The organism is Microcoleus sp. S13_C5 (assembly GCF_036700845.1).
Lineage (GTDB): Bacteria > Cyanobacteriota > Cyanobacteriia > Cyanobacteriales > Microcoleaceae > Microcoleus.
The window spans coordinates 1-26,436 of record NZ_JAUBPR010000064.1 but is presented as its reverse complement, the minus strand read 5'-3'; the positions used below and the strand labels follow the sequence as shown (position 1 = coordinate 26,436).

Annotated in this window: 22 protein-coding genes, 1 tRNA gene and 1 pseudogene; 11 read left to right on the top strand and 13 right to left on the bottom strand. The window is 45.7% G+C overall.

Features of this window, described 5'->3' with window-relative positions; all coding sequences use genetic code 11:
* Positions 1–49: 49 nt before the first annotated feature.
* The 3 genes from QUA04_RS17520 (at position 50) to QUA04_RS17510 (ending at position 3,976) form a co-directional block, all read left to right on the top strand.
* Positions 50–2,245, top strand: coding sequence for a nitrate reductase (locus QUA04_RS17520; protein ID WP_333258673.1), 2,196 nt, complete (start codon positions 50–52; stop codon positions 2,243–2,245).
* A gap of 598 nt (positions 2,246–2,843) precedes the next feature.
* Complete coding sequence (locus QUA04_RS17515) at positions 2,844–3,158, top strand: RNA-binding protein (RefSeq protein WP_333143949.1); 315 nt, start codon at positions 2,844–2,846, stop codon at positions 3,156–3,158.
* A 359-nt stretch (positions 3,159–3,517) separates the two neighbouring features.
* Positions 3,518–3,976 carry a phosphate-starvation-inducible PsiE family protein gene (locus QUA04_RS17510; protein ID WP_333258671.1) on the top strand — a complete coding sequence of 153 codons (459 nt, stop codon included), beginning with the start codon at positions 3,518–3,520 and terminating at the stop codon, positions 3,974–3,976.
* A gap of 69 nt (positions 3,977–4,045) precedes the next feature.
* Here the strand turns inward: QUA04_RS17510 and rimM are convergent, their stop codons facing one another.
* The 3 genes from rimM to QUA04_RS17495 form a co-directional block, all read right to left on the bottom strand.
* Positions 4,046–4,687, bottom strand: a complete 642-nt coding sequence (rimM, locus tag QUA04_RS17505; protein WP_333258669.1) for a ribosome maturation factor RimM — start codon at positions 4,685–4,687, stop codon at positions 4,046–4,048.
* Positions 4,688–4,908: 221 nt separating this feature from the next.
* Positions 4,909–5,541, bottom strand: a complete 633-nt coding sequence (locus QUA04_RS17500) for a response regulator (protein WP_015179099.1) — start codon at positions 5,539–5,541, stop codon at positions 4,909–4,911.
* A gap of 234 nt (positions 5,542–5,775) precedes the next feature.
* Positions 5,776–7,050: a molybdopterin-binding protein gene (locus tag QUA04_RS17495; RefSeq protein ID WP_333258667.1), complete on the bottom strand. Its 1,275-nt coding sequence runs from the start codon at positions 7,048–7,050 to the stop codon at positions 5,776–5,778.
* Positions 7,051–7,167: 117 nt separating this feature from the next.
* On the opposite strand from QUA04_RS17495, the gene QUA04_RS17490 reads away from it, so the two are divergent.
* From QUA04_RS17490 to cobO, 3 genes are all read left to right on the top strand, one after another.
* Positions 7,168–7,791 carry a hypothetical protein gene (locus QUA04_RS17490; RefSeq protein WP_333258666.1) on the top strand — a complete coding sequence of 208 codons (624 nt, stop codon included), beginning with the start codon at positions 7,168–7,170 and terminating at the stop codon, positions 7,789–7,791.
* A 159-nt stretch (positions 7,792–7,950) separates the two neighbouring features.
* The gene (locus tag QUA04_RS17485) at positions 7,951–8,529 is read left to right on the top strand and encodes a Uma2 family endonuclease (protein ID WP_333258665.1); all 579 of its coding nucleotides are present in this window, start codon (positions 7,951–7,953) and stop codon (positions 8,527–8,529) included.
* A gap of 60 nt (positions 8,530–8,589) precedes the next feature.
* Positions 8,590–9,216: a cob(I)yrinic acid a,c-diamide adenosyltransferase gene (cobO, locus tag QUA04_RS17480; protein ID WP_333160147.1), complete on the top strand. Its 627-nt coding sequence runs from the start codon at positions 8,590–8,592 to the stop codon at positions 9,214–9,216.
* 49 nt (positions 9,217–9,265) lie between these two features.
* Here cobO and QUA04_RS17475 read toward each other — a convergent pair whose 3' ends face one another.
* The 7 genes from QUA04_RS17475 to ribBA form a co-directional block, all read right to left on the bottom strand.
* Positions 9,266–11,932 (bottom strand): CHASE4 domain-containing protein, encoded by a 2,667-nt coding sequence (locus QUA04_RS17475; RefSeq protein ID WP_333258663.1) that lies wholly within the window; start codon positions 11,930–11,932, stop codon positions 9,266–9,268.
* A gap of 66 nt (positions 11,933–11,998) precedes the next feature.
* On the bottom strand, positions 11,999–12,496 hold the full coding sequence (locus QUA04_RS17470) for a hypothetical protein (protein ID WP_333258661.1): 498 nt from the start codon (positions 12,494–12,496) through the stop codon (positions 11,999–12,001).
* Positions 12,497–12,960: 464 nt separating this feature from the next.
* Positions 12,961–13,965 (bottom strand): RNA polymerase sigma factor, RpoD/SigA family, encoded by a 1,005-nt coding sequence (locus QUA04_RS17465; protein WP_333258659.1) that lies wholly within the window; start codon positions 13,963–13,965, stop codon positions 12,961–12,963.
* Between the two features lie 874 nt (positions 13,966–14,839).
* Positions 14,840–16,573 (bottom strand): ATP-binding protein, encoded by a 1,734-nt coding sequence (locus tag QUA04_RS17460; protein WP_333258657.1) that lies wholly within the window; start codon positions 16,571–16,573, stop codon positions 14,840–14,842.
* A 91-nt stretch (positions 16,574–16,664) separates the two neighbouring features.
* On the bottom strand, positions 16,665–18,104 hold the full coding sequence (locus QUA04_RS17455) for a pentapeptide repeat-containing protein (protein ID WP_333258655.1): 1,440 nt from the start codon (positions 18,102–18,104) through the stop codon (positions 16,665–16,667).
* Positions 18,105–18,152: 48 nt separating this feature from the next.
* The gene (locus tag QUA04_RS17450) at positions 18,153–18,608 is read right to left on the bottom strand and encodes an HAD domain-containing protein (protein WP_333258653.1); all 456 of its coding nucleotides are present in this window, start codon (positions 18,606–18,608) and stop codon (positions 18,153–18,155) included.
* 262 nt (positions 18,609–18,870) lie between these two features.
* On the bottom strand, positions 18,871–20,586 hold the full coding sequence (gene ribBA / locus QUA04_RS17445; protein ID WP_333258651.1) for a bifunctional 3,4-dihydroxy-2-butanone-4-phosphate synthase/GTP cyclohydrolase II: 1,716 nt from the start codon (positions 20,584–20,586) through the stop codon (positions 18,871–18,873).
* 170 nt (positions 20,587–20,756) lie between these two features.
* Here ribBA and QUA04_RS17440 point away from each other — a divergent pair, with 170 nt between their 5' ends.
* Positions 20,757–21,605, top strand: coding sequence for a site-specific DNA-methyltransferase (locus QUA04_RS17440; RefSeq protein WP_333258649.1), 849 nt, complete (start codon positions 20,757–20,759; stop codon positions 21,603–21,605).
* On the opposite strand, the gene QUA04_RS17435 is transcribed toward QUA04_RS17440, so the two are convergent.
* Together QUA04_RS17435 and QUA04_RS17430 are read right to left on the bottom strand one after the other, a co-directional pair.
* Positions 21,597–22,208 carry a ScaI family restriction endonuclease gene (locus tag QUA04_RS17435; protein ID WP_333258647.1) on the bottom strand — a complete coding sequence of 204 codons (612 nt, stop codon included), beginning with the start codon at positions 22,206–22,208 and terminating at the stop codon, positions 21,597–21,599. The genes QUA04_RS17440 and QUA04_RS17435 overlap by 9 nt on opposite strands.
* The gene (locus QUA04_RS17430) at positions 22,209–22,430 is read right to left on the bottom strand and encodes a helix-turn-helix transcriptional regulator (protein ID WP_333258645.1); all 222 of its coding nucleotides are present in this window, start codon (positions 22,428–22,430) and stop codon (positions 22,209–22,211) included. It abuts the gene before it with no gap.
* Between the two features lie 184 nt (positions 22,431–22,614).
* Between QUA04_RS17430 and QUA04_RS17425 the strand changes: the two genes are divergently transcribed.
* Positions 22,615–22,881, top strand: a complete 267-nt coding sequence (locus tag QUA04_RS17425; RefSeq protein ID WP_333138405.1) for a hypothetical protein — start codon at positions 22,615–22,617, stop codon at positions 22,879–22,881.
* Positions 22,878–23,177, top strand: a complete 300-nt coding sequence (locus tag QUA04_RS17420) for a type II toxin-antitoxin system RelE/ParE family toxin (protein ID WP_333258643.1) — start codon at positions 22,878–22,880, stop codon at positions 23,175–23,177. The genes QUA04_RS17425 and QUA04_RS17420 overlap by 4 nt, the downstream gene beginning before the upstream one ends.
* A gap of 86 nt (positions 23,178–23,263) precedes the next feature.
* Here QUA04_RS17420 and QUA04_RS17415 read toward each other — a convergent pair.
* Positions 23,264–23,336: transfer RNA gene (locus QUA04_RS17415), tRNA-Phe, on the bottom strand.
* A 133-nt stretch (positions 23,337–23,469) separates the two neighbouring features.
* Between QUA04_RS17415 and QUA04_RS17410 the strand changes: the two genes are divergently transcribed.
* The gene (locus QUA04_RS17410; protein ID WP_333258641.1) at positions 23,470–26,163 is read left to right on the top strand and encodes a glycosyltransferase family 39 protein; all 2,694 of its coding nucleotides are present in this window, start codon (positions 23,470–23,472) and stop codon (positions 26,161–26,163) included.
* A gap of 89 nt (positions 26,164–26,252) precedes the next feature.
* Positions 26,253–26,436 (top strand): annotated as a pseudogene (locus tag QUA04_RS17405) (cobalamin-binding protein); the annotation flags it as partial.

Genomic DNA, 26,436 nt, shown 5'->3' with positions numbered 1-26,436 from the left:
ATTACGAATTACCCATTAGCTTTCAAAAATTAGCATCTAAAATCACCAGATGGAAACTATAAAAACTCTTTGCCCATACTGCGGTGTAGGTTGCGGTCTAGAAGTTGTTCCAGACAAAAAACAAAGTTGGAAAGTCCGGGGCGATCGCAATCACCCATCGAGTCAGGGCATGGTTTGTATTAAGGGAGCAACTGTAGCAGAGTCCATTCGGAGCGATCGGCTACTGTATCCGATGATGCGAGATACTCTCGACCAACCGTTCCGTCGCGCTAGCTGGGACGAAGCTCTTGATGCAATTGTTAATCGCATCCAAACAATTCGCAAAACCAGCGGCCCCGATGCTTTGTGCGTTTACGGTTCGGGTCAATTCGCAACAGAAGATTATTATATTGCCCAGAAACTCATGAAAGGTTGTCTGGGTACTAATAATTTTGATGCTAATTCTCGCTTGTGTATGTCTTCAGCAGTCTCTGGATACGTTCAAAGCTTTGGCTCGGACGGGCCGCCTTGCTGTTATGACGATTTAGAATTAACAGATTGCGCTTTTATTATCGGCAGCAATACAGCAGAATGCCATCCAATCGTATTCAATCGATTAGCAAAATACCACAAAAAGCATCCCCACGTCAAGATGATTGTGGTAGATCCAAGGCGGACTCCAACTGCTGAAGCGGCGGATTTGCACTTAGCAATTAAACCGGGTACGGATATAGATTTGCTTAACGGAATTGCATATTTGCTGTTAGGCAGGCAAGCAATAGATGCTGAGTTTATTGAAGAATGCACGGCGAATTTTTCAGCTTTTGCTGAAGTTATTAGCAGCTACACGCCGGAGTTTGTAGCCTCGCGCTGCGGCATTACTGTCAGCGAGTTAGAAACGGCGGCAAACTACTGGGAACAGTCGCAGCGCGTTTTGTCGCTGTGGTCGATGGGAATCAACCAGTCGTCGGAAGGCACGGCAAAGGTGCGATCGCTGATTAATTTGCACTTGATGACCGGTCAAATCGGCAAACCGGGAAGTGGCCCGTTTTCCCTCACCGGCCAGCCAAACGCGATGGGAGGGCGAGAAGCCGGAGGACTGTCTCACTTGCTCCCAGGCTACCGTTTTGTGAAAAATGCCGAACACAGAACCCAAGTCGAGGAGTTTTGGGGAATCGCACCGGGAAGTATTTCCCCGAATCCGGGCCGCACAGCTTGGGATATGATTACCGGTTTGGAAACGGGCGAAGTCGAGTTGCTGTGGATTGCAGCTACTAATCCGGTGGTGAGTATGCCGGATTTGGAACGTACTAAAGCCGCTTTGCTGCGATCGCCCTTTACTATTTATCAAGAAGCTTACTATCCCACTGAAACCTCGGCCTACGCTCACATCCTGCTGCCGGCAACGCAGTGGAGCGAAAAAACCGGAGTAATGACGAATTCCGAACGCCGCGTTACCTTTTGTCCCGGTTTCGACACTCCCTCGGGGGAAGCCCGCGACGACTGGAGCATTTTCGCCGAGGTGGGACGGCGGTTGGGTTTTGCCGAACACTTTGCTTTCGAGAACAGTGCGGAGGTTTTTAAAGAGTACGCGCAGTTGACACGCGGCCAGCCTTGCGACATGACCGGCCTCAGCCACGAATACATCCGCCAAGAAGGGCCGCAGCAGTGGCCTTGCCGGGAAAACGAGGCTGTGCATCCAGCGAACGAAGCGAAACGGCTGTATACTGACAGGCGTTTTCACACTCCTGACGCGCGGGCGAGATTTTCGGCCTATCACTCCCGAGGACTGGCAGAACCTCCCGATCCGAATTATCCGTTTGTGTTGACGACAGGGAGAGTTTACGGACACTGGCACACGATGACGCGGACGGGTAGAACAGAGAAAATTAATCAATTGCACCCCGATCCGTTTTTGGAAATTCATCCCCGCGATGCTGCCAAATTGCAGATTAAGGAGGGGGATTTGCTGGAAGTTCGATCGCGCCGCGGCAAGGCGCAGTTTCCGGCAAAAGTCACAAAGGCGATCGCCCCAGGTACGCTATTTGTACCGATGCACTGGGGTTCTCTGTGGGCTGAAGCGGCTGAAGCCAATGCCATGACTCATGCTGCAAGCTGTCCCGATTCCAAACAGCCTGAGCTAAAAGCTTGTGCGGTGCAGTTAGTGCTGGTTGGGACAGAAACTGCGGCGGAAGTTGTCGGAGAAGTTGCCGCAGAAGTTGGGGAATTTAATTGGCCAAAATCCACCCTCGCCGTCACTTCTTGAGCTGGTGTCCAACTACGGGATGTTACAAATCACCGAAGAACGAGCAGGAAGCCGCGGGCGATCGACATGGGGAGAAACGTGGTTGACTTTCGGCGAGCGCTCAGCCGAACTATTTGAGATTTACTCCACAGATGAATCTGGGAGTTTGAACAAGAGTCTAAAATTTTGATCTCTCCACGGCTCCTGTCGGGGCATTGTATCCGTTTTTGGGGTAACAACCTCTCTCGATCGAGCAATTTTGAGCCCGGACATACCCTACACATAAATCTTAAATCCCAAATCCCAGATCTAAAACCTAAAATCGTTATGCCATTACGCGGCCTAAAAACTGCGTTTCCCCGCCAGAGCTCGGAAACAAGGAAAATTAAATTTATTTATTCTGAGTTGTTCCTTCTTGATTGGGAGTTTTTCCTTCGGCAGAATGCCTTCGGGTGAATGCCTTCTGCCTTATTTTTAATTAATTGAGTCAGACAATTGCAGTTTGCACCCATAGGTGCTATGATTGTTTTACAAGGCTTTATTTTCGGCAGTGCAGTTCGTTCGATCGGCGTTCCTCCGGATTTAAATCTCTACACCCTCTGATTCTGGAGAATGTTCAATGTCAATCTATGTCGGCAATTTATCCTACGAAGTAACGCAGGAGCACCTCAACCAAACTTTTGGAGAGTACGGAACAGTAAAGCGCGTTCAGTTGCCTGCTGACCGGGAAACAGGTCGGATGCGGGGCTTCGCTTTTGTAGAAATGTCTACTGAAGCCGAAGAAGCTGCAGCCATTGAGGCTCTTGACGGTGCTGAGTGGATGGGTCGCGACCTCAAAGTCAACAAAGCAAAACCCCGTGAAGAACGTGGTTCCAATTCTGGTGGTGGTAACTGGGGCAACAACGATCGCGGTGGCAATTCTCGTCGCTACTAAACCACCCGAGCTAAATTTTTAGCTATCTTGTATATTGCGTCGGAGCAAGCTGGGAGTCAACAATCATTCTCTGTTGAGAATAGATAGTTAGTTCAGTGGTAGCACCGCGCCTTAAAAGCCTCAAAGTATTGCTAGACAATAGTTTGAGGTTTTTTTAGGGAAAAAATTTATTAAGCAGGAGTTCGCTCGCGTGCGATCGATTTCTAGCTGACATGAAAAACTATAAAATATAACGCACACTGAGCCGCCTTCCCCAGCACCGACGTGGCGCCTTGAAACCAGGTAATCCCAGAGTTGGGCGCTTGCAAAGTGTACCGAACAATGACAGAATCATCAAGAAAGATGACTAAATCACGGGTATGCTGAAAAAAATATTTAGGCAAATTTCTAAGTTAGGGAATGAGGAAAATTTTCTGCATTTTACAGAAAGTGTAGAGGTAATAATATCGAAAATTTTATCACTGGCAATGATTTTGGTAATTATCGTCAGCGTTTGCGATTTGCTGATTTTTTTAGGAAAAGAATTGGTAAACCACAGTGATAGTTTGTTAAAAGACACGTTATTTGTCATATTTGGGTTGTTTTTAAATGTTTTAATTGCTCTGGAAATCTTGGAAAATATTACAGCTTATCTGAAAAAGCACGTCATTCAAGTAGAGCTAGTTATTGTAACTTCTTTGATAGCAGTATCTCGAAAAATCATCATTCTTGACCTAGAAAAGAAAACCGCAGCCGACTTGATTGGTTTGGCGACTGCAATTTTCGCGCTTTCCATCAGTTACTTGATAGTGCGGTACACAAATAGAGCAAATAATTAATATTGGGAATTGGGGATTGGGAATTGTTAATAACTAATATCATGTCCGGTCGCTCGACCGGACATGATATTATTCCAATAAACCCGGAGGAGGCACAATTTCAATTCGACCTTGTTCTAAGTCAACAACTGGCACAATCTCTTCCACAAAAGGAATCAATATTTTTGTTGATTTAGGTTCTTTAACGCGAATTTTCCGTGGTTTGCGGGTATTTCTGGGGTCAGCATTTGCTTTGGGAGTTTCAGGCTGTTTTGACTTTTCCAATTCTGCGGCGACAGTTTCCGGCGGTGTTAGATTCGTTTCTACTTCTAAAAGGTCGTTACCTGCGGGAATAATATCACTTACCTTGCCTAAGATTTCCCCCGTTAACTGGTTAAAAACTTCCATACCGATCAAATCTTGGACGTAAAACTCATCAGATTCGAGGTAAGGTCGATCGGTCTTTTCAACAAACAACTTGCAGCCCCGCAGCGCCTCAGCACTATCGCGGTCTTCCACACCCTCTACCTCTACAGCATACAGCCCTTTGCCCGGAATGTAGCGACCGCCCAAAAACTCGATCGGTTCCGGTTCACTTTTGTTAGGGCGCAAAATCCACCGCTTCCCCGGTTCGATAAACCTTTCAGGAAAATCCGAATCGGGATAGACTCGCACTTCCCCGTCCAAACCTTGAGCTGCTACTATTTTACCGATTTCTATCCACTCAGACATAGATTATATCACTCAAATTGCTAGTAATTGATAATGGAAAATTGGAAATTGGGCATTGCTAATTAGTAATTGGTAATTAGCAATTGGCAACTAAGAATTCTGCCCTCGAAGCTCTTCCAGATCTCCGTTAAATCCGTTAAACAATTCGTTTCCGAACTACCCTCTTCCATCAACATCCATCCGTTAAATCCGTTAAACAATCCGTTGCCGAACTTCCTTCTTTACACCAATCCCGTTCTCAGCGCTACAACTGCTGCTTGCACGCGGTCATCCACTGCCAACTTATTCATAATACCGCGAACGTGAGTTTTAATAGTATTTGGACTCAAGTAAAGCGCCGCTGCTATCTCCGGATTGCTGTTACCTTCCACCATTAATTTTAACACCTCCAATTCCCGCTGCGACAACTGACCAAAAGTAGTTGTAGAGGCAGGTATCGGGGGTTTGAGGTGTTCGATGACAGTCCGGGCAATTTGAGGGTCAAGATATGTAGCCCCCTCTGCTGCGGCTGCAATCGCTGCTAACAGCCTGTCAACGGAAGCACCTTTAATACAATAAGCATCAGCACCGCTAGAAAGAGCAGCAATAATTTCTGTTTCTGCCGTGTGAGAAGTTAACATTACTACTCGAACTTCGGGCAGTTGTGCTTTAATTTGCTGCGTCGCTGCTATGCCGTCCAGCCGTGGCAAACCGATATCCATTACAATAATATCAGGTTTGAGTTTCAGTGCGGCTGCTACGCCTAAATAGCCGTCTTCTGCTTGTCCTACTATTTCTATTTCTGGGGAATCGGCTAAAACTTGCTCTAATCCCAGTTGCATCATCGGGTCATCTTCAACAATTAAAATTTTCATAATACGAAGGAAGTTCGGCAACGGATTGTGTAACGGATGTAACGGATGGAAAGAAGAAGGAAGTTCGGCAACGGATTGTGTAACGGATGTCAGGAAGAGGGAAGTTCGGCAACGGATTGTGTAACGGATGTCAGGAAGAGGGAAGAAAGAAGAAAGAAGAAAGAAGATTACTTAGTTGTTAATATTTTACATGAACTTACACAGAACCAATAACAAATAACCAATAACAACTAACTACTGACTAATTTTTAAAACTTCAACGAATTCGCCGGGTCTAATCCAGGTTTCCGATGCGGGCAAAACTGCTAAACCACTTGTATTTGCGAGGTTAATTAAATTCGCTGAATTTTGGCTGCCGCTAGCAGGTTCAAATTCCCAGACTCCGGCAACTAAATGCAGTTTACCCCAAACATAAGTTTCGCGCTTGCCCTGCGATCGCAATTCAGCCTGACACCTAACCCGCACAAACTCCGGCCCCCAAGCATCCGGGCCAAGCCCAGACATCTTTCTCAAAGCAGGCACAACAAACCGCCAACAGCAAACTAAAGCCGAAACCGGATTTCCCGGCAAACCAAAATAGAGACAATCCGAACTCAAACTCGAAGAATCATCATTTTTTTCGCCTCGTTTAAATTCAGCAACCGTTAAAGGTTTCCCCGGCTTAATCGCCACAGAAGTAATGTGAACTTTTCCTCCCAAATCAGCCAAAATTTTCTCGACATAATCGTAGTCTCCTACCGAGACACCGCCCGTAGAAAGCACCACATCCGCTGTCGCCACAGCCCGGGATATCGCCTTGTTTAACGCATCTTCATTATCAGCAACAATCCCCAACCGAATCGGTTCAAATCCCATTTGTGCCAACAAAACTGTCAAAGCATACTGATTCGAGTCTACCAGTTTCCCCGGTGCCAAAGGTTCGTCAGGCGATACCAATTCGTCACCCGTAGAAAAAATTGCCACCCGCAGCCGCCGATAAACGGGAACTTGAATGCACTGGGCAGTTGCTAACACCGCCATTTCAGGGGCATTGATAACTGTACCGGGAGTTAGCAAAGTTGTTCCTGCTTGATAAAAAGCGCCTTTGTGCCTGACAAATGCTTGCGGTTTTTCAGGAGAAACTAAGATAAAAATACGATCGCCCTCTCGCCTCGTCTCTTCCTGCATTACCACCGTATCAGCACCCGCAGGCATCACCCCACCCGTAAAAATTCGCGCCGCTTGCCCCGATTGGACGGTATTTTGAGGCTGATATCCGGCTGGAATCTCTTCAACTACTTCGAGTACCGCTGGTTTTTCGGGGCTACAATTTTCAACATCAGCAAACCGCACCGCATACCCATCCATTGCTGAATTATCCCAATAAGGAAAATCAAGGGAACCAGTGACGGGGATAGCCAAAATGCGCCCCGATGCTGCCAGCAAGTCTACAGTTTCTACATCCCGCTGACTGTCTAGGGGTTGCGCCAAATTTAGAACGATCGATTCTGCTTCTTTCACTGACAGCATGACTGTCTCCTTATTTTGATAACACTCATTATTAAGTTTAGCAAAATCTCCAGAGATATTGGTGATATAATTTTTTTATATTTGGGCAGTAAACTTAATGTTCGGTATAAATTGCTTATGACTATTTCTCGCTTGGTTGTTCGACTCAATTGTTTATCCTTATTATTGGTAGCGCTGCTGATAATTTTAACTTTAGTTTCTGGCTTAAAAGTCAGCGATTTATTCTTCCCCCCTTATTTTTCACCCAAGCCCAATGTCGCCTTGTTAACTCGGACATTCCAGATTTTATGTTCTGTACCCGTCATTGTTTGTACTTTTACCTATGGATTAGCTAAAAGTATTCAACCGCGCCATTCAGAAAATCGATTTATTCTGTTTTCGGCTTTGTTAACAGGTGGATTTCTGCTCAATGAAATTTACAGAATTCATATATATATGGTAGCAGTAGGAATTCCCAAGCTAGGAGTAAGTCTTTTGTACGCCGTTGTTTTGTCCTCCTACGGATGGTTTTTTCGGGGAGAGCTACAGTTGACTCCCCACCAAATACTGTTAGCTGGTTTGGGCTTGTTGTTTTTTGCGATCGGCGTCGATTCCCTGCATTTAAAAAACAAAATTTTTTCCAGTTTACTAGAGGGAGTACCTAAGTTGTTTAGCGAAATCAACATTGCGTTTTATTATTGGTATGTCTGTAAGTGTTCCCTCCAAAAAGCTTTTTATAAAAATAGTGAGAACGCGTTATAATTAGATAATATAATTATCTCACAAGTACCTAGAAAAAAATACACCTCAAATCCGGCTTCCCACATCAATAATATTTACAGCATCTGCATCGTTCGGCCTTGCTCGGTCTTCATCTACATTATGTGGCTTAAAATTCCCAACGCATTTTGATAAAATACCATGATAGCAGTTACCATCAACCTCAACTCCATAGTTAAACTAACCGACGACCAATTTTATCAACTCTGTCGCGAAAACCCAGATGTCAAATTTGAACGCAACGCCAAAGGAGAAATAATCGTCATGCCACCCACAGGAGGAGAAACCGGAAGTTACAATTCAGAAATAACTACTGATTTGGGAATTTGGAACAGACAAACTAAACTGGGAATTTGTTTCGATTCTTCAACTTGCTTCAAACTGCCAAGCGGTGCAAATCGTTCTCCCGATGTCTCTTGGATTGAAAAATCAAGATGGGATGCACTCACTCCCGAACAAAAACAAAAATTTCCTCCCATTGCCCCGGATTTGGTCTTAGAGTTAATGTCGCCAACCGACTGTTTAAAAGATACTCAAGACAAAATGCAAGAATACATGACTAACCAAGTAAAACTAGGCTGGTTAATCAACCCCAAAACCCGCCGAGTTGAAATCTATCGCCAAGGACAAGAAAAAGAAGTTTTGGGATGTCCAACAGAACTTTCAGGAGAAGATGTTTTGCCCGGTTTCGTGCTAAACTTGAAAACACTGTGGCAATAACTAGACATCCTGCATCTATCAGCGTTTATTTGCGTTCATCTGCGGTTAAAAAAAAATCTAATGGAAACCAATACAGAAACCACTGGCTTAACAGCGGAACAACACAAACAGAAAATGCAGCGCCGCCAAGAAGTGCAATCACAGCGAATCGCTAACTCCTCCAAAGAAAAAGGTTTAATTATAGTCAATACCGGTAACGGGAAGGGCAAAACCACGGCTGCCTTGGGAATGGTTGTGCGATCGCTCGGTCACGGATACCGCGTCGCCATAGTACAATTTATCAAAGGAGCTTGGGAACCCGCAGAAAAAGCCGTTTTTCAACTCTGGGAAAAACAGCTAGAATTCCACGCAATGGGGGAAGGCTTTACCTGGGACACGCAAGACCGCGATCGAGATATTGAAACAGCTCAAAAAGCCTGGGAAAAATCCCTAACTTTTATCTGCAATCCTGAATTTAAATTAGTTCTTCTAGATGAAGTCAATATAGCATTAAAACTAGGTTATTTGCAAGTCGAGCAAGTGCTTTCCGGGTTAGACCAAAAACCAGAAGAAACCCACATTATTTTAACAGGTCGAGGTGCCCCGCCAGCGCTAATTGAACGGGCAGACTTGGTGACAGAAATGACTTTAGTTAAGCATCCATTTCGAGAACAAGGGATTAAAGCTCAAGCAGGTATTGAGTATTAATGTTGTTGGTAGTCAAGACTTTTTCGCCCCTCTAAAATTTAAAAAAGAGCTATGCTGGCAACATCAGAGTAAAAGTTGACCCCTTGCCAAACTCGCTATTGACAGTAATTTCTCCCCCCAGCATCTGAGAGTATTTCTGCGCTATTGCCAAACCCAAACCCGTACCTCCGTACTTGCGGGTAGTCGAAGCATCCGCTTGCGTAAAAGGTTGAAATAACTTTTGTAGCTGTTCAGGAGTAATCCCAATCCCCGTATCAGTACACTTAATAATTAACTGTTCCGAATCCCAACTATTCTCGTCATTTTTAATTCTTTCAACGCTGAGTGTAATTGTCCCTTTATGAGTAAACTTAGCTGCATTACTGAGCAAATTAAACAAAATTTGAGTAAACTTAATTTGATCGGAATACAATTCGCCAATATTATTAGGACACTCCACATTCAGGCGATTAGTGTTTCGCAAAAATAGCGGTTCAACAGTTCTCGCTACATCTTGAACTGCCTCGGACACGTCAAAAGTTTCTAATTCCAGTTCCGCGTGACCGGCTTCAATCTTCGACAAGTCCAGAATATCATTAATTAAGGAAAGTAAAAGCTGGCCTGAATTGTGAATTCTCTCCAAATCTGACACAAAATCTTCTTCGCCCAAATCTAAAGCCTCTTCTTGCAGAATCTCGCTGTAACCGATAATCGCATTCAGAGGAGTTCGCAGTTCGTGGCTCATGTTAGCTAAAAACTGACTTTTAGCCAAATTAGCTGCTTCTGCCGCTTCCTTTGCCTTGTAGAGTTCTACCTCGGCTTGCAAGCGGTCGGTCACATCGTGAGCCAGCACTAATTCAGCATTTCTGCTATCAAAGATCATGGCATAAGAAGTAATTTCTACATCAATAATTGTTCCGTCTTTTTTCTGGTGCTTCCACACACCGGCAAAGTCAATACCGGCATCTACTTGGGTTATATTTTCTAATAATCTCGGCAGCTCTTGGGGAGGACGAATGTCCGCAACTGTCATGTTGAGAAATTCGTCGCGAGTGTAGCCGTAGTGTTGGACAGCAGCTTGATTGACGGCTATAAATTCCAGAGTTTCTAAATCGTAAACCCACATCGGATGGGGGTTATTTTTAAACAAAAGTCTGTAGCGTTCTTCCGAGGCTCGCAGTTCGGCTTCGGCTTGTTTGCGCTCGGTAATGTCGCGGACAACCGTGCAAATAATCTCGCGGCCGCCGTAGGAAATCACGCTCCCGCTCACTTCCACGTCCACGCAGGAACCGTCTCGGCGGCGGTAGAGAACTTCGCCAATTCTGAATTGTTTGTCCGTCAGCAGCAACTCGATATTGTTGTCAATTAGGTCTTTAGAGTAAGCGATGATATCGTAAATAGTCAGTTGCGAAATCGCATCAAGACTGTAATCGAGCAAGTCTCTAAACGCTGTATTGGCTTCCAAAAGGCGTTTGGTTTGAGCGTCCCACAGGAATATACAATCTGTAGCTTGCTCCACGACGGCTCGGTAGCGGGCTTTTTCCTCAAGTTGTTCGCTTTCGGCTTGGGCGATCGCACTCAACATTCCGTTGATAGTATGGGCAAGGTCTGACAACTCATCTTCGCCCGTAACTGGCAGTCGCACCGAGAGGTCTTGGCTGCTGCTGACGTGGTTCACTGCTTTCGCCAAACCGCTCAACCGAGACAGCACCAGACGCTCTAGCAGTAGCAGAGTGCAGCCGACCAACCCAACTCCCGCTAACGCTACAGACCCCAGCAGGTACAGCAAACTAATTTGACCTTGCCGATATATTTCTCTGGGGATATCCACTCGCAATAGCAGCGCAGGTTGGTTGTAAATATCGCGGATCAGGGCGTAACCCGCGATCGACTCTTCGCTTAAAGGACGCACCAAAATCGGTTTTTTTTCCGACAGTTTCTCTCGCGCTTTCTGAAAGTCGGCCGGCAACCGACCCTCATTAACGCTGTGTACTATCAGCGGCAAGCGGGTAATTTTAGAAATCTTTGCAATGCCCGCAGCATCCAAATTGCGCCCGAATATCAGCGTACCTCGGATCGGGCCGGTGCTTTTAGTCGTGAGAATTGGCCGGGAAGTAATTAGTATTGGCCCTGAAGGTAGCAGCAAGATACCAGCGAGGCTGCTTTTGGCGTTGGGGTGCTGCAACAGCGGGTCGCTGAGAGAAAGGCGCCGTTTTAATGCTTGTGGAACAGGGGTTAGTTTCAGCTTTTCGCTGTCTAAACCCGTACCGTAAACTATTTTGCCAGAAGTATTGACAAATACGGCTATATTAACTCTTATATTAGCGAGCCCTTCTGGAATTAAATTGGAGGCAATGAATTCTGAGTTGCGGTTTTGGACGAAAGCGTAGGTGTCGTCCCACGCAGACCAGTCGGCAAAGCGCGAGTTGAAGTCATCTGCGGTTTGCCCGAATACATTGAGCACTCCCTTGACAACCTGTGTGGCTTCTTGTTCCTCTGCTTTGATCAGGCTGCCCAAGAGGATGCTTGAGGAGGCAACATACAGGATGCTAGTCAATCCAGCGATGGTAATACCAATGATCGATAGTGTTTTCCGACGCAGTTTCATCTTGCCATGTGTGTGGTGTCCGTCCGAAATTCTCAACTCAGGAGCAATTTTACTGCTGTTTCCTGAACCCTGACCGAAAGCAATTTGGTCTGGTAACCCCCGATGTATCAGTGGGGTTGCTTTCTTCAATTCTAAAATCTAAAATCTAAAATCTAAAATCTAAAATCGATTGACTGGTGGCGCAGTGCGTGTTTCCTACTTTTCCCACACCTGCTGTTTGTGAGATTCTTTGCAAATACCCAAGATGCGCCGATCGTTTTCGCTGATGGTGGAAAGTGGGTAATATTGTTGCAGGTTTACGGAGTAGGGAGAGCGACTGCCGTCGTAACTGTCCACTACTGTTAAATTTAACTGAGTTCGATCGCTTGTGCCGTAAAAACAGTAAAAAGCAGACCGAGGCAGGTAAAAAGCGCCGACTACCTTACTCTGCCGCATTTCAAATACCAAATATTCTTGTTTAATTTCCTCTGGCTTGCTCGACTGGCCGTAGAGGTAAATGCCATCTGCTAAACCTGTGCTAGCTGTATCTGGCGGAGGATTTGGCGGGGATTGCGAGCTTAAAACGCCGGATTGGATGTCCGAGTCATGTGCCCGGCGTGCGGGGAATGCGATGCTAAAGTTACCGGGCGAGAGAGCAAGCACGATCGCGATCGCTTCTAAACTTCCTGTCAATATCAAATAAGTCAAAACCACTCCAGACCCCAAAATTTAAAATAGCTGGTTCCAAGCGCCTCTTGTACCATTTTCATAAAGATCGTAGAGAAACCGGGTATTTGGCTTAATGTTGGCTATAAACTTGAAGGAACGATCGCCCGCCCGATGCCTGAACTTAAATATAAGATTAGTTTGGATAAATTTTGCGTCCGCCCCGATCGGGCAATCCACCCCTCAAATAATACCATTTTAGATTTGAAATTTTATAGTTCTGGACGCATATACTAAGATTTTCTCTCCGAACACAACGTAGTGAAGCAATTTTAAACCCTTGATTTAAGCTCGATAGTGCGTAAGTTTTGTTTTAGATTAAAGAATGGAATAATTGGGAATGACCTATTGCCTAATTGTGTGAATCACGGGCTTACATTTACATTCTTCTTTCAACCTGGTATAGACGTAAAAAAAGTTGAGATTTTGGGAAATCTCAACTTTTTTAGTGACTAACTAGCCAAGTATTCTCGGACTTGAGATTGGCGACGCCGCAGGTGGGCAAGGGCTTGATGTTCTAGCTGCCGCACCCGTTCCCGGCTGAGATTTAACCGTTCTCCGACTTTCGCCAGAGACATTTCTGTGCCGTCTTCCAAACCGAAGCGCAGAATTATCACATCTCGCTGCTGGGGGGTAAGTTCTGATATCAAAGTATCGAGGTCTTGCCGCAGCAATTCCGAGGTAATGTAGTTGTCTGGAGATGCCGTTTCGTCTTCTAAGAGTTCTTGCAGTTCGGTATCTTGGTTGTCTCCTACCCGCAAGTCCAAAGAAACTGGATGTCTTGCCATCAGCAGGTATTCCCGAATCTGGGAAGGGTGCAGTTCAAGGGCGGTGGCAATTTCCCCAGGGGAGGGAGACCTGCCCAACTGCTGCGTGAGTTCCCGCTGCACTTTTTTGATTTTGTTGAGTTTTTCGGTGATGTGAATTGGCAATCGAATTGTGCGGGCGTGTTGGGCGATCGCGCGGGTAATTGCTTGCCGAATCCACCAGTAGGCATAGGTAGAAAATTTGTATCCCCGCATCGGGTCAAATTTTTCGACTCCTCGTTCTAAACCAAGAGTACCTTCTTGAATTAAATCCAAGAATTCCATATTGCGTTTCTGGTATTTTTTGGCGATCGCCACTACTAGCCGCAAATTCGCTTCAATCATCTTTTGCTTGGCGCGCCGCCCTAAATGCAATATCCGGTTAAGTTCAGGTTCGGTCAACTCCATTTCGGCAGCCCACTCTTGATCCGTCAGATCCCGCTGCCATTCTTTAGCAAGTGCTTGTTTTGCTTCGATTAATTTCATCATTTGCTGCACTTGCTTCCCGAAAACAATTTCTTCTTCTCGGGTTAGCAGGGGTACACGACCGATCTCGTGCAGATAGGCACGAACCGTATCCGTTGAGGAGTATGGCCGGCTGCCCATGCGATCGGCTTTCACTGTTTTGTTTTTGGGGGTTGTGGTGGACATGGGTGAGTATTGCACTCCTTGTAACAACAGATAAAAAGTTGGTGATACCCTGTCCCACTTTTGCAAGTGGGATAAAGACTGCGACAAAGGGGATGTTTCCCCTCCTGTTTATCGGTGACGATCGGTAGAAGCTTTTTGTTTGAGATTACTTTTTTGCTTGATTTTCCAGTAATCCCCGTCGATTTTCGGTAGCTCGCTAGCTTTAACGGCTAGTTCAAGGCGAAGTGAAGCAAGAGTTTAGTTTTCTCAATATTATTCCCAATTTTGAGGATCGTAAAGGGTAAAAACCTCTGTCTTAAGGTCAAGATTCTACATTTTTCCTTAAGGTTTTGAATTCCCTGTTAGTTTTAACTGCCACTCAACTTCACAATACTCATGCAGACTCATGCTATTCGAGGGCTTTGTTTTGCTCTCTGTTCCATCATCGCTTGAAATTTTCTCGCTGCCTAGATGCTGGGATGCGAGATAACCGAACTCGATCGCCGTATTAGATGGGAGTAACTGTTTAAAATATTTATTGACATTTTTATTTAAATATGCTAATCAAATTCTTCTACGAGTAACCACAAGGTGTATAAAGGCTGGCTGTTGCCCTGTTTGACTTTCATTTTGCCCCTAGGCTCCATCATCTCCATCATGTTTAAGCTTAGGCAAATTTTGGGCAGTTAGGGATGAGGGGTGAGGGGGTGAAAGGGGAAAAGCTTCTGACTCAAAGCTGGGGCCTAATTTTTTTGACGTTCGATCGCACTTTTTCGTTTATAACTGAGGCAAAAATCCGATATTTCTGTCATTGCCAGCGATCGCCCATTGTTCGCAAAGACTAATTTACAGTAACATTTGCCTAAGTTCTGTAATGAATCTAGCAGTTGTCAATCTAAAATCCCAAATCCATTTTAGCAGATTCTGCCTCGGCAAATACTTGTTCATCGGGCATTTCTTGCCAGTCAATATCCCCAATTTCTCTGTAGAATTGCTCGTCGTAAGGGCGAGTCTGTACGACTACGGGCATGGGTACGGCGTGCCCCAAAACTAATGCTTGCTGTTTGGAGTCGAGTTTTGCCAAAACTGAACGCAAACTCTGCCCTCCCGAAACGCCGGTGAAAATAGCGTCGATGTCTTTATCGTCGTTTAACAAGGCTGTAATGCGGGTACCTACTTGCGACATGACTTCGGCATCGATGCCGGAGGGACGCTGGTCTACAATCAGCAGGGTGACAAAGTATTTTCGCATTTCTCGGGCGATCGTACCGAAAATAGTCGATCGCACGATCGCCGGATCGAGAAAGCGGTGAGCTTCTTCAATGGTAATCACCAATGGCTGCGGGCGATCGCACGGATTTTTGCTCTGCAAAAACTTCTCCGCTTTCCGCACGTAAGCTTGGTGAATACGGCGAGTAATCACGTTTGCAGCCAACATATAGGACAGCAAATCCGAGTGCGAACCGAACTCAATTACTACATTCTTCCCACCATCCAAACACTGCAAAACTTCAGTTACATAATTTTTCGGACAGCGTTTGCGAATGTATTTCAAATCATTCAGCCGCTCTAATTTCCGCTGCAAAGCCATAATCGAAGACTTATTTCCCCGCTTTTCTTCGCAAAACATTTGGATATCTTCGTTGGTCATTTCCAGCAACGTGTTGATCCAACCGCTTCCCAACTCATTTCGCAAAATAATCGCATTTTCGATACTAGCTTCCGACAAATTTAACTCGCGCTGCACCAGCGCGATGTCTTCGACTTCGATTTGATCGAAACTCAAAAACAACTCTTGAGCGTCGCGGACTCCCCGGCGTTTGGTCGATTCTGGATCAAGGGTATAAATCTGCATTTTATCTGGAAACAACTGCCGCAAACCTTTCACAGTGCTGAACTGTTTCCCTTCCGAAACTGCTTCCCACCCGTACTCCGAGTGCATATCAAAAATTAAATTAACAGCAGCTTGCTTGCGAATAATTCCAGACAATAGCAAGCGCGTGAGAAAAGATTTTCCCGTTCCCGACTTGCCAAAAACCCCGTTGCTGCGTTCCACAAATCGGTCTAAATCCAAGCATACAGCAACGTCCATGTCAATCGGTTTGCCGATCGCAAAATTGCGGCGATACGGGTCATCTTCCCAGCCAAAAACTGCCCGAAAATCAGTTTCTTTGGCATCAAACACCTGCGAAAAGTGGCTGGGAATAGTTTTAACCGGCAGCAACTCAATATCCGCACCGGTTTGTGACTCAAAAGAAGCCAAATTTCCTAACGCCAGCTTATTCTCGCGAGCTCCGCCGTTTTTCGTCGGGTCGAAAATTGCCTGCTGTTTTTCTCGTTCAGCAGTTAACATCAACATCGGCGACAGTTCGATCGTACCGTAGGTGCTGCTACCGGCTAGCACTGCGAGAAGAAAATCGTCGTCGGGATTGGGAGGATTCGATAAAATGCGGGCGCTAGAAGTTCCAAGAGACACGTCGGTGAGCATACAGAAAAAGTGCGATCGCACCCCCCGCACCACTAGAAATTTCCCCACCCTCATATCTTCCACCGAAACGTCGGCGTGCAGTCGCACTTCTAATCCCTTGCTCAGAGAACCTTGAATAACAGAGCCTAACGGTCGATCCATTTTAGATTTTAGATTTTAGATTGTTAATAATCGAGCAATTTTTTATCGGCGATTTTTTATTTTAGATTTTCGATTGTTAACAGTCAACTAATTACCATTCCGATTCTAGTGGCAATTCAAAAAAACTCGGACTCAGATTTATATCGGTCAAATCCGTTTCGCTCAAATAAGCGTCGGTCAAAAATACCCCTTTTAAACTTGCGCCTTTGAGGTTAGTACCTTTCAGGTTAGCACCTCTGAGATTAACTCGGAATAAATGAGCATCGCTCAAGTCGGCCTCAGTTAAATCTGCTCCCTCCAAATTTACTCTCATCAAATCTGCTTTTCGGAGGTCAGCTTCGTTTAACTTCGCGCCGCTGAGGTCAGCTTTTGTCAAGTCTACACCTCTCAAGTCTGCCCCGCTCAAGTTAGCGAACAGCAAAGTAGCTCCCGTGAAATCTGTCTCCCTCAAATCGGCATCGCTTAAATTAGCGCCGCTGAGGTCAGCCCTTGTTAAGTCTACACCCCGGAGGTCAGCAGAACTCAAGTTTACTTGGTGTAAAATTGCGCCGCTTAAATCGGCTCCTCTTAAATCAGTTCCCTCCAAGTTTGCACCTTTGAGGTAAGCTTTTTTTAAGCTAGCTCTGCTGAGGTCTACATTTTTGAGATTGACCGAAGTTAAGTTAGAAGCGCTCAAATTAGCTCCGCTTAAATCTGACCCGTTTAAGTCGGCTCCGGTTAAATTTACCCCTTGCAGCGATACATTGGGAGCAATTAAATAAGCTCCGCCCAGACTGGGGTCGATACCTTCTGAAAACAAAGTCTTGTTGCTGTAAACAGCTTTCTCCAATATCGTGCCGTTCAAACTGGCTTCCCTCAAGTCCGCTCCGCTGAGGTTGGCTCCTGCTAAGTTTGCCCGATCGAGTTTTGCGCCAAATAAAATAGCTTTGTATAAGTTTGTCCGCCGCAAATCGGCTCCTTTTAAATCGGCTTCGGTCAAATCTACCCTAGCCAGATTTAAGCCAGGGAGCGAAGCATTGGGAGCTAGCAAAAATGCTCCCATTGCACCCGGATCAATATCTTCGGGAAAGATAGTCCGGTTGTTGTATACGGCCTTGTCTAAAATGACGCCACTCAACTGAGAACCGCGTAAATCCGCCCCGCTAAGGTTGGCTCTGGTTAAGTTGGCTTCGTGGAGATTTGCTCCAACTAAATTAGCCTTGATCAAACTTGCTTGTTTGAGGTTGGCGCCCGTGAATTCGGCTCCTACGAGATTAGCTTCTCGGAGGACAGCACCCGTCAAATCAGCTCTAGTGAGGTTAGCTAAATTAAGAAATGATTCAGCTAAATCCGCCCCGCTGAGATTAGCGCCGCTGAGGTCGGCTTCAATCAGGTCTGCATACCTGAGCATAGCGCCGCTGAGGTTAGTTTCTCGGAGATCGGTGCCTCGGAGGTTGGCTCCCCGGAGTTCCGCACCGCCGAGGTTGGTGCCTTTAAGCGCTTGTCCCCTGAGGTCGAGTCGGTGCAGAAAGTCACCAACGTTCATTTCCATGTCAAATTCACCCTCTCTATTCCGATACTTTTTTCCTAACCTTTGAAATCAAGTTAGATATTCTGAAAGTACCTTTGCTGAGTTCTGGTCAAAACCATTGTAATCATCAATAGCCACAACTGGTGCATCTGGCGGATAGTGTTCTGGAATATCGTCAATGGCTACCCAAGGTGAGTTTTCTGCTTGATTTTGTCGAAGATACTCAAGAACTTCCTGGTGTCGTAAATATTTGTGTTGGTGAATATTTTTGGGGTTGAGAAAAGGGGTGAATCCGATAATACGGATAGCGATATCTGGTGAAAATAATGGCGGAATCACCTCGAAGGGGAATATTTCACGCCAGGAAGATGAAATTACTACTCGTGCATCTGGATAGGAACGAAGGACATTTTCAAAGTGATTAAGGCAATCAGAATTAAATTTCATTATATCTGTTTGCAAGCTCGATGCTTCATGCCTTCTGTCAGGAATAAGTACACCATCAATGTCTAAAAAAATTAACATTAACTAAAATTCCTAGTGAATAATTTAATAACTGTTAATACTGCTTAATATAAATGTGTATCTACGATGCTCTCTCAAGTGTTCGCTACATCGACTTGTTAGACAGAAATCAACATTGTTATTCACTGTTTTTATTGGTGGCTGCTTTCTGAAGAAAGGAAGATGCTGGTATCAACAAGTATTGTTCTGAAATTCACAGTTTTTCTTGGCTTCGGCCTTCCCCCCTGCTGGGGTAGGGGGGGGTGGCTTCTACCTTCTGCCTTCAGGCAAGAGGAGCAAAACTGTAGATTTTTTGAGGTTCGAGCCGATCGCAAATTCCGGTTAATTCCGACAAAAGGAATGTCTCGCGATCGAGCTGAACTTGCAGGGTTTTGAGCGGATCTCCACCGGAGGAAACCATGAATTCTAATGTTTGCAAATTCGGCTCAGTGCTGATTTCGCCCAAAATTTGACCGATCGCCTTGACGTAAGGATGGTTTACCTCCGAGTACCAGTCGGGGGCTGCGAGTCCGGCTTGATCGAAGCCGAGGTGAACGATGAGGGAGCCTTCTCCGAAAAGGGCTATTCCCACCGGCCGCGCTTCTTCTTGCAGCAGCAAATGCTGGCTAGCTGCCAAATGCCGCAGCTTTTCGAGGTGTTCGTACCGATTTTGAATGGCAGAATCTTCCTCTTTTCCTTCTGCTTTCTGGCTTCTACCTTCTTCCTTCGTTTCGTTCCACTGAATCGCCACTGTTACTAAATAAGTTTGCAGTAGCATATGACCGAGTTTTTCAGCTTTTGTTGCCAGATAGATTGAGTTGTAATCTGTGGCTTCAATTAGTAAGGGGACGCGATCGGCCACTTCAATCCCGTAACCTTTCAAACCTGCTATTTTGCGCGGGTTGTTGGTAATCAACCGAATTTTTTTAACTCCCAAATCGTTGAGCATTTGTGCTCCGACACCGTAGTTCCGCAAGTCGGCGGGAAATCCCAACCGTTCGTTGGCTTCTACGGTATCCAATCCCAAGTCTTGCAGCGAGTAAGCTTTTAGTTTATTTACCAATCCAATACCCCGACCTTCTTGCCGCAAGTAAACTATGACGCCAGAACCGACATTTTCGATCATTTTCAATGCCGCTTGCAGTTGCATCCGGCAGTCGCAGCGCAGGGAACCCAAAGCATCGCCGGTCAGGCATTCGGAATGCACCCGCACCATCACGGGTTTGTCTTTAAATTCTGCCGGGTCGCCCTTGACAATAGCAACGTGTTCTGAGTTGTCTTGGGTGTCGCGGTAGGCGTAAATCATAAACTCGCCGAATTGAGTGGGCAATTTGGCGACGGTTTCGCGACGGACGAATCGATCGTGCTTGAGTCGGTAGCTAATTAAGTCAGCAATACTGATTATTTTAAGGTTGTGGGTTTTGGCGTACTCGATTAATTCGGGCAACCTCGCCATCGAACCGTCGGGGTTTTGAATTTCGCAGATGACGCCGCTGGGATACAGGCCAGCGAGTCTGGCGAGGTCAACCGAAGCTTCGGTGTGACCGGCGCGTTTGAGGACGCCACCGTCGATCGCCCGCAGGGGGAAAATGTGACCGGGACGGCGCAAGTCTTGAGGTTTGGTGTCCGGGTGGATGGCTACTTGGATGGTGCGCGCCCGGTCTTCGGCGGAGATACCCGTACTGACACCGTTGACTGCATCGATGCTGACGGTGAAGGCCGTTTGGTTGTTGTCAGTGTTTTTGCTGACCATGAGGGGCAATTCCAGGCGATCGAGCCTTTCGCCGCTCAAAGCTAGACAAATCAAACCCCGCGCGTTCACGGCCATAAAGTTGATGTTGTCGGGGGTAGCGAATTGGGCGGCACAAATCACGTCGCCTTCGTTTTCGCGATTTTCGTCATCGACTACTACCACCATGCGACCTGCTTTGAGGTCTACCAGGGCGCTGTCAATTGAGTCAAATTGAAAGGATTGAGTTGAGGTGTTGTTATTTGTCACTGAGGAGTTCAAGCTATAAACAGTAATGTTATGGAAATAGAATGTATTTTCGATTGTAACCTTTTGTTTCCGACAGGGGCATTCCACGATCGAGATGAGTTTGACAAGATTTCCGAACTCACTTACTATAACTCTTGTACTTTGTCAATAAAATCTTTCCCTAATATTGCATGAGCTTGACTGATATCGCGAGGCTTTTAGGTAAACCGTACTTCCAAGCTCCTAATTGCTTAATTTATAACATGGACTGTTTGGAAGCATTGAAGCTGCTGCCCGCTCAATTTGTAGATTTAACCGTTACCAGCCCGCCTTATAACATCGGCAAAGAGTACGAAAAATCCTTGGTGTTAGATGAGTATTTAAACTGGTGTGAGCAGTGGATAGCGGAGGTTTACCGGGTAACGCTCGATCGAGGAGCGTTTTGGCTGAATTTAGGTTATTTGTCAATTCGCGATCGGGCAAAAGCAATTCCGATTTCCTACCTGCTTTGGGACAAAGTGCCTTTTTATCTGATTCAAGAAGTTGTCTGGAACTACGGCGCGGGAGTTGCGGGCAGCAAGTTCTTTTCACCCCGCAATGAAAAGTTTCTCTGGTATGTAAAAAATCAAGACAAGTATACTTTTAATTTAGATGAAGTGCGCGACCCAAATGTGAAATATCCGAATCAGAAAAAGAACGGCAAGATTAAAGTAAACTTAAAAGGCAAAAATCCGACGGATGTTTGGCAGTTCCCAAAAGTTACGTCGGGGAAAAACCGAGCTTCAAAAGAACGCACGCCTCACCCCGCTCAATTTCCTGTTGCTGTTGTCGATCGCATCATCAAGTCTGCATCGAATTTAAACGAAATTGTTTTAGATCCGTTTATGGGTTCCGGGACTACAGCAATTGTGGCTCTGGGTTTGCAGCGACAAGTTATTGGATTTGAAATTAGGGCGGATTACTGTGAGATTGTGGCTAGTAGAATAGATGATTTTTTGAGGGACAAGGAACTCAGAGAAGCACAGTTATCTTTATTCTAAAGTTGGTAATTGCAGCAATTTATAACGTTCAACAGCAGGACTTAATTTCGCTTGTTGCCCAGTTGCAGCGGCTTGACCTTGCCAATCTTCTCGGTCTAACCATCCAAATCTGACTAAATTAATCTGCGGTAGTTGTGAGCCTGGAATGTTTTTGTTGAATTTCTGGAAATTAACAACAAGATAATAGCCCGATTTATTCTTCTTTCCTTCTATACCAGTAGTGCTTAGTTGAGTATAACTGCGATTTCCATATGTATTACGATTACTTGAAGAAGTTTTAATCTCGATCGAGAAGCAATCATCTCGAAGACAGACCAGATCTTTTTCAGTAGCATTTTCTTCGCGACGCCAAACTTCTGGGTATCGCCTAGTCAATTCTAATGGGATGAGTTCGTGCAAAAAGTATCCCATAATTTGGGGACGGGGAAATAAATCTACACCTATTTTATAGTTTTTGCTGGTTAGATTAGATTCAAATATTTCTCGCCAGACTTGAATTACTACTTCATATATTTCGTTGGGGGTAAGTGGATGTATCTCTATCAGTTCCCGCGTTTTTAGTGCCCAATCTTCTGTGGCAAGCCCCGCATAAGGTGAAGTCATTTACTCTATCCCCTCCAACAATTTGCTTAGCGGTACTTCCAAAGCTTTAGCTAGACGCACAATATTCAGAAGAGCGACATTTCTCTCGCCACGTTCTATGCCGCCAATGTAATTTCGATGCAGTTCTGCTAGTTCAGCTAACTCCTCTTGGCTTAGCCCCCTAGCTTTTCTCAATTTCCGAACCTGTTCGCCAAATATTTTAAGCTTTATATTTATTCTCACTAGAAAAATTTAAATCTTGTAACGGCTTTAAATCTACACACTATGAGTGTTAATTTAAAAAAAGTTTCAATCAACTTGGCAGATCCGGCACTGTCCAGCCATTTTTCTGGACGATCGCGCTGCCCAGAAAGTAGCGCTATTCTTAGAAGAGGGATTTGTGTCAGCGAGACTCCCGGAGATTTTTATGAATATTACTTTGAGTCCTGAGCAGGTGAAATTGATCGAAGCGCAATTAGCACTGGGGCAGTTTAGCTCGCCGGAAGAGGTGATTACAAAAGCCCTCCAAACTTTGACGCAAACACGCCAGCATTATTGGGAGTGGGTGGAGGAGGTGCGCTCTTCGGTGGAGGAAGCGGAGGCGGAACTATCGCGGGGTGAGGGAATCCCCTTAGAGACTGCGATCGAGCAATTGCAGGAAAAGTTTCGCAAGGCACGAGAGGTTCAGGGATGAGCCGATGCTTTGTCTCTCCAACAGCAAGCCGAGACTTGGATGCCATTGGTGATTATTTTGTGGCGCGCAATATTGAGGCTGGGGAGCGGTTGCTTCGGGAGTTTGTCAAAAAGTGTGACAACTTAGTCAAATTTCCGAATATGGGGCGCAATTACGATCGCATTAAGTCGGGACTCCGGGGAGTACCGCTGGATGGCTATATTATCTTTTATCGGGTGGTTGAGAATGGGATCGAAATTTTGCGGGTGGTGAGCGGTTTCCAAGACTTGGAAGCAATGTTTCCCGATGAAAACTGAGCGTTCGGGGTTCCTGTATATCCGCCAAATCCTGATAGTTCAAGTTTCCCAAATAAAAAGCCCTCAACTTTGTGAGGGCTTTGCGATGCCAGGAACGAGACTTGAACTCGTGACACGTGGATTTTCAGTCCACTGCTCTACCAACTGAGCTATCCCGGCTTTTTTTTTCGCGCTTAACTACCTTAGCAGATACATACAGAATTTAGCAAGCACTTTTCTCAATTAATTTTTATATCGCCCTGAACCGCCCGCCTGTAAGCTAAAAGCTGCAACCTAAAATCCAAAAATCGCAATGGCACAGCAACATCGGGACAGCGAGGGCAAGAGTCTGCTTGTCTTGGGCATAATTTGGCTGCTGGGGGCAATTAGCGATCGCCTCTGGTTTGCCCTCGATCGATCTGTCCCCGCGTGGGATCAAGCAGAATACCTGACTAGCACTCTGAATTACTTGCAGGCCTTGCAGCATCCTCAATGGTTTTCCGGGGAGTGGTGGACAAACTTCTGGCTACTTTCGACGAAAATTCCGCCATTGGTGTACATCTTAACGGTTCCGTTTCTTCAGCTTTTTGGTACCGGGGGCGATCGGGCAACCCTCGTTCATTTATTATTTAGTGCAATTCTCCTCGCCTCAGTCTACAGTTTGGGCGTCCAACTGTTTAACAGGCAAGTTGGTTTGTGGGCCGCTGCAATTTGCGTTTTGTTACCGGGACTTTATCGGTTCCGCTTGCAATTTTTGCTCGACTATCCCCTCACTGCTGCGATTACTTTTGCTTTCTATTGTCTGACAATGTGGAAGGATTCTGAAGGAAGAAGGAAGAAGGAAGAAGGAAGTTCGGCAACGGATTTAACGGATGTAACCGATAAAACTCTGTTGGAGGAACGAACAAAGAAAAAGTATAAATTCTCCCCCTCCCACACTCCCCCACTCTCCCCGTCGTCTTTCTTTTGGGCGATCACCTTTGGAATTTCTCTCGGCTTATCAATATTAGTTAAACACACTACCGTATTATTTCTGTTTACCCCGATTGTGTGGCTGGCTGTGGGTACTGTGCGGCAAAAAGCTTGGGGAAGATTAGGTCAATTAACTGGTGCTCTGTTGCTGTCGGCGGCGGTGTTTGGCCCGTGGGCGAAAACCAATTGGCTGTTAATTTTGACCGGGGGAAAACGGGCAACGCTGGATTCTGCGATCGCCGAAGGAGATCCGGCCCTCAATACGATCGACGCTTGGATTTACTACGGTCAACACTTACCCGAACACATTTCTTGGCCTCTGCTACTTATTCCCTTAGTAGGATTGATACTTTATTGGCGTCGTCGGCAAAATAGTTCGTCAATCTTGCATCTTAACTCCTGTCGCTGGCTGGCTGTTTTCTGGGGAGGAGCTTATTTAATTAATTCTCTAAATATCAACAAAGACGACCGATATGTGATACCTTATTTGCCAGTTTTATCTATTTTGTTAGCATACTGTTTAACGTTGTGGCCTCCTCGGTGGGGACGACAAATTCGCTGGGGTACAATTGGTTTGGCAATTCTGGCGATGCTGTTCCATATGTGGCCGCTGGGAGGTGCTTTTGGACATAGCTTAGTCCAAATTATCAGTCCCGGCAATTCTAGCTATCCTTACTTGGGGAAAGAGTGGCCGCACCGAGAGGTAATTGCCGAAATAATTGATCGGGAACCTTATTTGCAATCTACTTTAGGGGTTTTGCCTTCGACGCCGGAAATTAACCAGCACAATTTGAATTATTACGGTGCTTTGGCGAATTTTCAGGTTTACGGGCGGCAGGTGGGAACGAATTTAAAAGAAGTGCCCCAAGATGTGCGATCGCTCTCTTGGTTCGTAACTAAAACGGGTTCGCAAGGTTCGATTCGCGAACGGATTAAAAAAGCTCAAAACGCAGCCGTAACCGCGATTGAAAAAGGTGAGAAATTTCAGTTAGAAAAAACTTGGGTTTTGCCAGATTTTACTAATTTAAATCTTTATCGCAAGCGAGTGCAGCCTGTCGAAATACAGCCGTTGAATGAAGCGCGATCGCAAGTAGAATTAGATCGAGTTACTGTCGCTGCAAAAGCAGTTCCCGGAGTCGCGCTGCCCATTACTTATACTTGGTCTGGGCCTTGGCAGCAGTTGCAGTCTGGTTTAGTGTTGGTAACGTGGCAAAATCAGCAGTCTGGCGATATTCCACCGGGACAGACTTTAAGAATTTTACATGATCGCGCGATCGCCCAGGCGACTTTGCATCCGGGGATGCTGGAAGCGGATAAATTTGCTGTGGGGTTTCGAGTTGTCGATCGCACGGCGATGCTTCCTCCTGCTAATATTGCACCGGGAACTTACAATCTGCAAGCTACTTATCTAAATCGGAAAACCGGCGAAACTTATCCGATTAATGTGCCTGCAGTTAGTGTTAAAATCGAAACAGAGCCTCTGGATATGCGTTCCAAGGCAGAGCTTAGGAACGAGAATAAAGCGCCTGGAAACGAGGATAATACAGATAAGCCTGAGTTAGATTTGGTAACTCAATTGCGGGCGATGGCGGTTAATTTACCCAAAGGATTGCCAGGTTTAGAACCCGTGTTCGAGCAGATTGGGCGCATCAATCAGTACGATCCAATTCAAGATTATACCCTGCAAGCGGAACAAGCGTTAGAATATCGGTTGCAGCAGGAACCCAATAATCTAGAATTGGCTTATGCTTTGGCATTTTCTCGGGTATTGCAGCAGAATGTCGAAAGTGCGATCGTCGCCTTAGAAAAAGTCACTCAACTCGACTCAAAAAACCCTTACGCTTACGCCTATCTCGCTTTCGTACACCTGTACGGCTGGCATCCCAAAGCCGCTCAAACCGCCTTAAAACCTGCTCTCGCTCTTAACTCCAACCTACCGGAAATTAGAGTTTTAAACGGTGTAGCGGCTCTGATGCAAGGTAATCTCATTCAAGCATGGCAAGATTTGCAATACTTAAAAAAACTCAAAATTTAACAATCCCTTTTATTGTGGCACGGGCGTCCCGCCTGTGCTTCTAAATCTGTAACGCCTGTGCTTCCGAATCAGTAAAAAATAGAAAACCAATGAACCAACCAAGAATAATCTCTCTAATTCCCAGTGCCACCGAAATTGTAGCAGTTTTAGGATTAACCGATGCAATTGTGGGTGGTTCCCACGAATGCGATTATCCCCCAGAAATCCAAAATTTACCTGTTTGCACTCAGCCTAAATTCAATCCCGAAGGAACTAGCAGCGAAATTCACAACC

What these genes read in the sequence shown, in the direction of transcription:
- QUA04_RS17520 (WP_333258673.1), top strand. Translation starts at nt 50, where the DNA reads ATGGAAACTATAAAAACTCTTTGCCCATACTGCGGTGTAGGTTGCGGT.
- QUA04_RS17515 (WP_333143949.1), top strand. Translation starts at nt 2,844, where the DNA reads ATGTCAATCTATGTCGGCAATTTATCCTACGAAGTAACGCAGGAGCAC.
- QUA04_RS17510 (WP_333258671.1), top strand. Translation starts at nt 3,518, where the DNA reads ATGCTGAAAAAAATATTTAGGCAAATTTCTAAGTTAGGGAATGAGGAA.
- rimM (WP_333258669.1), bottom strand. Translation starts at nt 4,687, where the DNA reads ATGTCTGAGTGGATAGAAATCGGTAAAATAGTAGCAGCTCAAGGTTTG.
- QUA04_RS17500 (WP_015179099.1), bottom strand. Translation starts at nt 5,541, where the DNA reads ATGAAAATTTTAATTGTTGAAGATGACCCGATGATGCAACTGGGATTA.
- QUA04_RS17495 (WP_333258667.1), bottom strand. Translation starts at nt 7,050, where the DNA reads ATGCTGTCAGTGAAAGAAGCAGAATCGATCGTTCTAAATTTGGCGCAA.
- QUA04_RS17490 (WP_333258666.1), top strand. Translation starts at nt 7,168, where the DNA reads ATGACTATTTCTCGCTTGGTTGTTCGACTCAATTGTTTATCCTTATTA.
- QUA04_RS17485 (WP_333258665.1), top strand. Translation starts at nt 7,951, where the DNA reads ATGATAGCAGTTACCATCAACCTCAACTCCATAGTTAAACTAACCGAC.
- cobO (WP_333160147.1), top strand. Translation starts at nt 8,590, where the DNA reads ATGGAAACCAATACAGAAACCACTGGCTTAACAGCGGAACAACACAAA.
- QUA04_RS17465 (WP_333258659.1), bottom strand. Translation starts at nt 13,965, where the DNA reads ATGTCCACCACAACCCCCAAAAACAAAACAGTGAAAGCCGATCGCATG.
- QUA04_RS17460 (WP_333258657.1), bottom strand. Translation starts at nt 16,573, where the DNA reads ATGGATCGACCGTTAGGCTCTGTTATTCAAGGTTCTCTGAGCAAGGGA.
- QUA04_RS17455 (WP_333258655.1), bottom strand. Translation starts at nt 18,104, where the DNA reads ATGGAAATGAACGTTGGTGACTTTCTGCACCGACTCGACCTCAGGGGA.
- QUA04_RS17450 (WP_333258653.1), bottom strand. Translation starts at nt 18,608, where the DNA reads ATGTTAATTTTTTTAGACATTGATGGTGTACTTATTCCTGACAGAAGG.
- QUA04_RS17440 (WP_333258649.1), top strand. Translation starts at nt 20,757, where the DNA reads ATGAGCTTGACTGATATCGCGAGGCTTTTAGGTAAACCGTACTTCCAA.
- QUA04_RS17435 (WP_333258647.1), bottom strand. Translation starts at nt 22,208, where the DNA reads ATGACTTCACCTTATGCGGGGCTTGCCACAGAAGATTGGGCACTAAAA.
- QUA04_RS17425 (WP_333138405.1), top strand. Translation starts at nt 22,615, where the DNA reads ATGAATATTACTTTGAGTCCTGAGCAGGTGAAATTGATCGAAGCGCAA.
- QUA04_RS17420 (WP_333258643.1), top strand. Translation starts at nt 22,878, where the DNA reads ATGAGCCGATGCTTTGTCTCTCCAACAGCAAGCCGAGACTTGGATGCC.
- QUA04_RS17410 (WP_333258641.1), top strand. Translation starts at nt 23,470, where the DNA reads ATGGCACAGCAACATCGGGACAGCGAGGGCAAGAGTCTGCTTGTCTTG.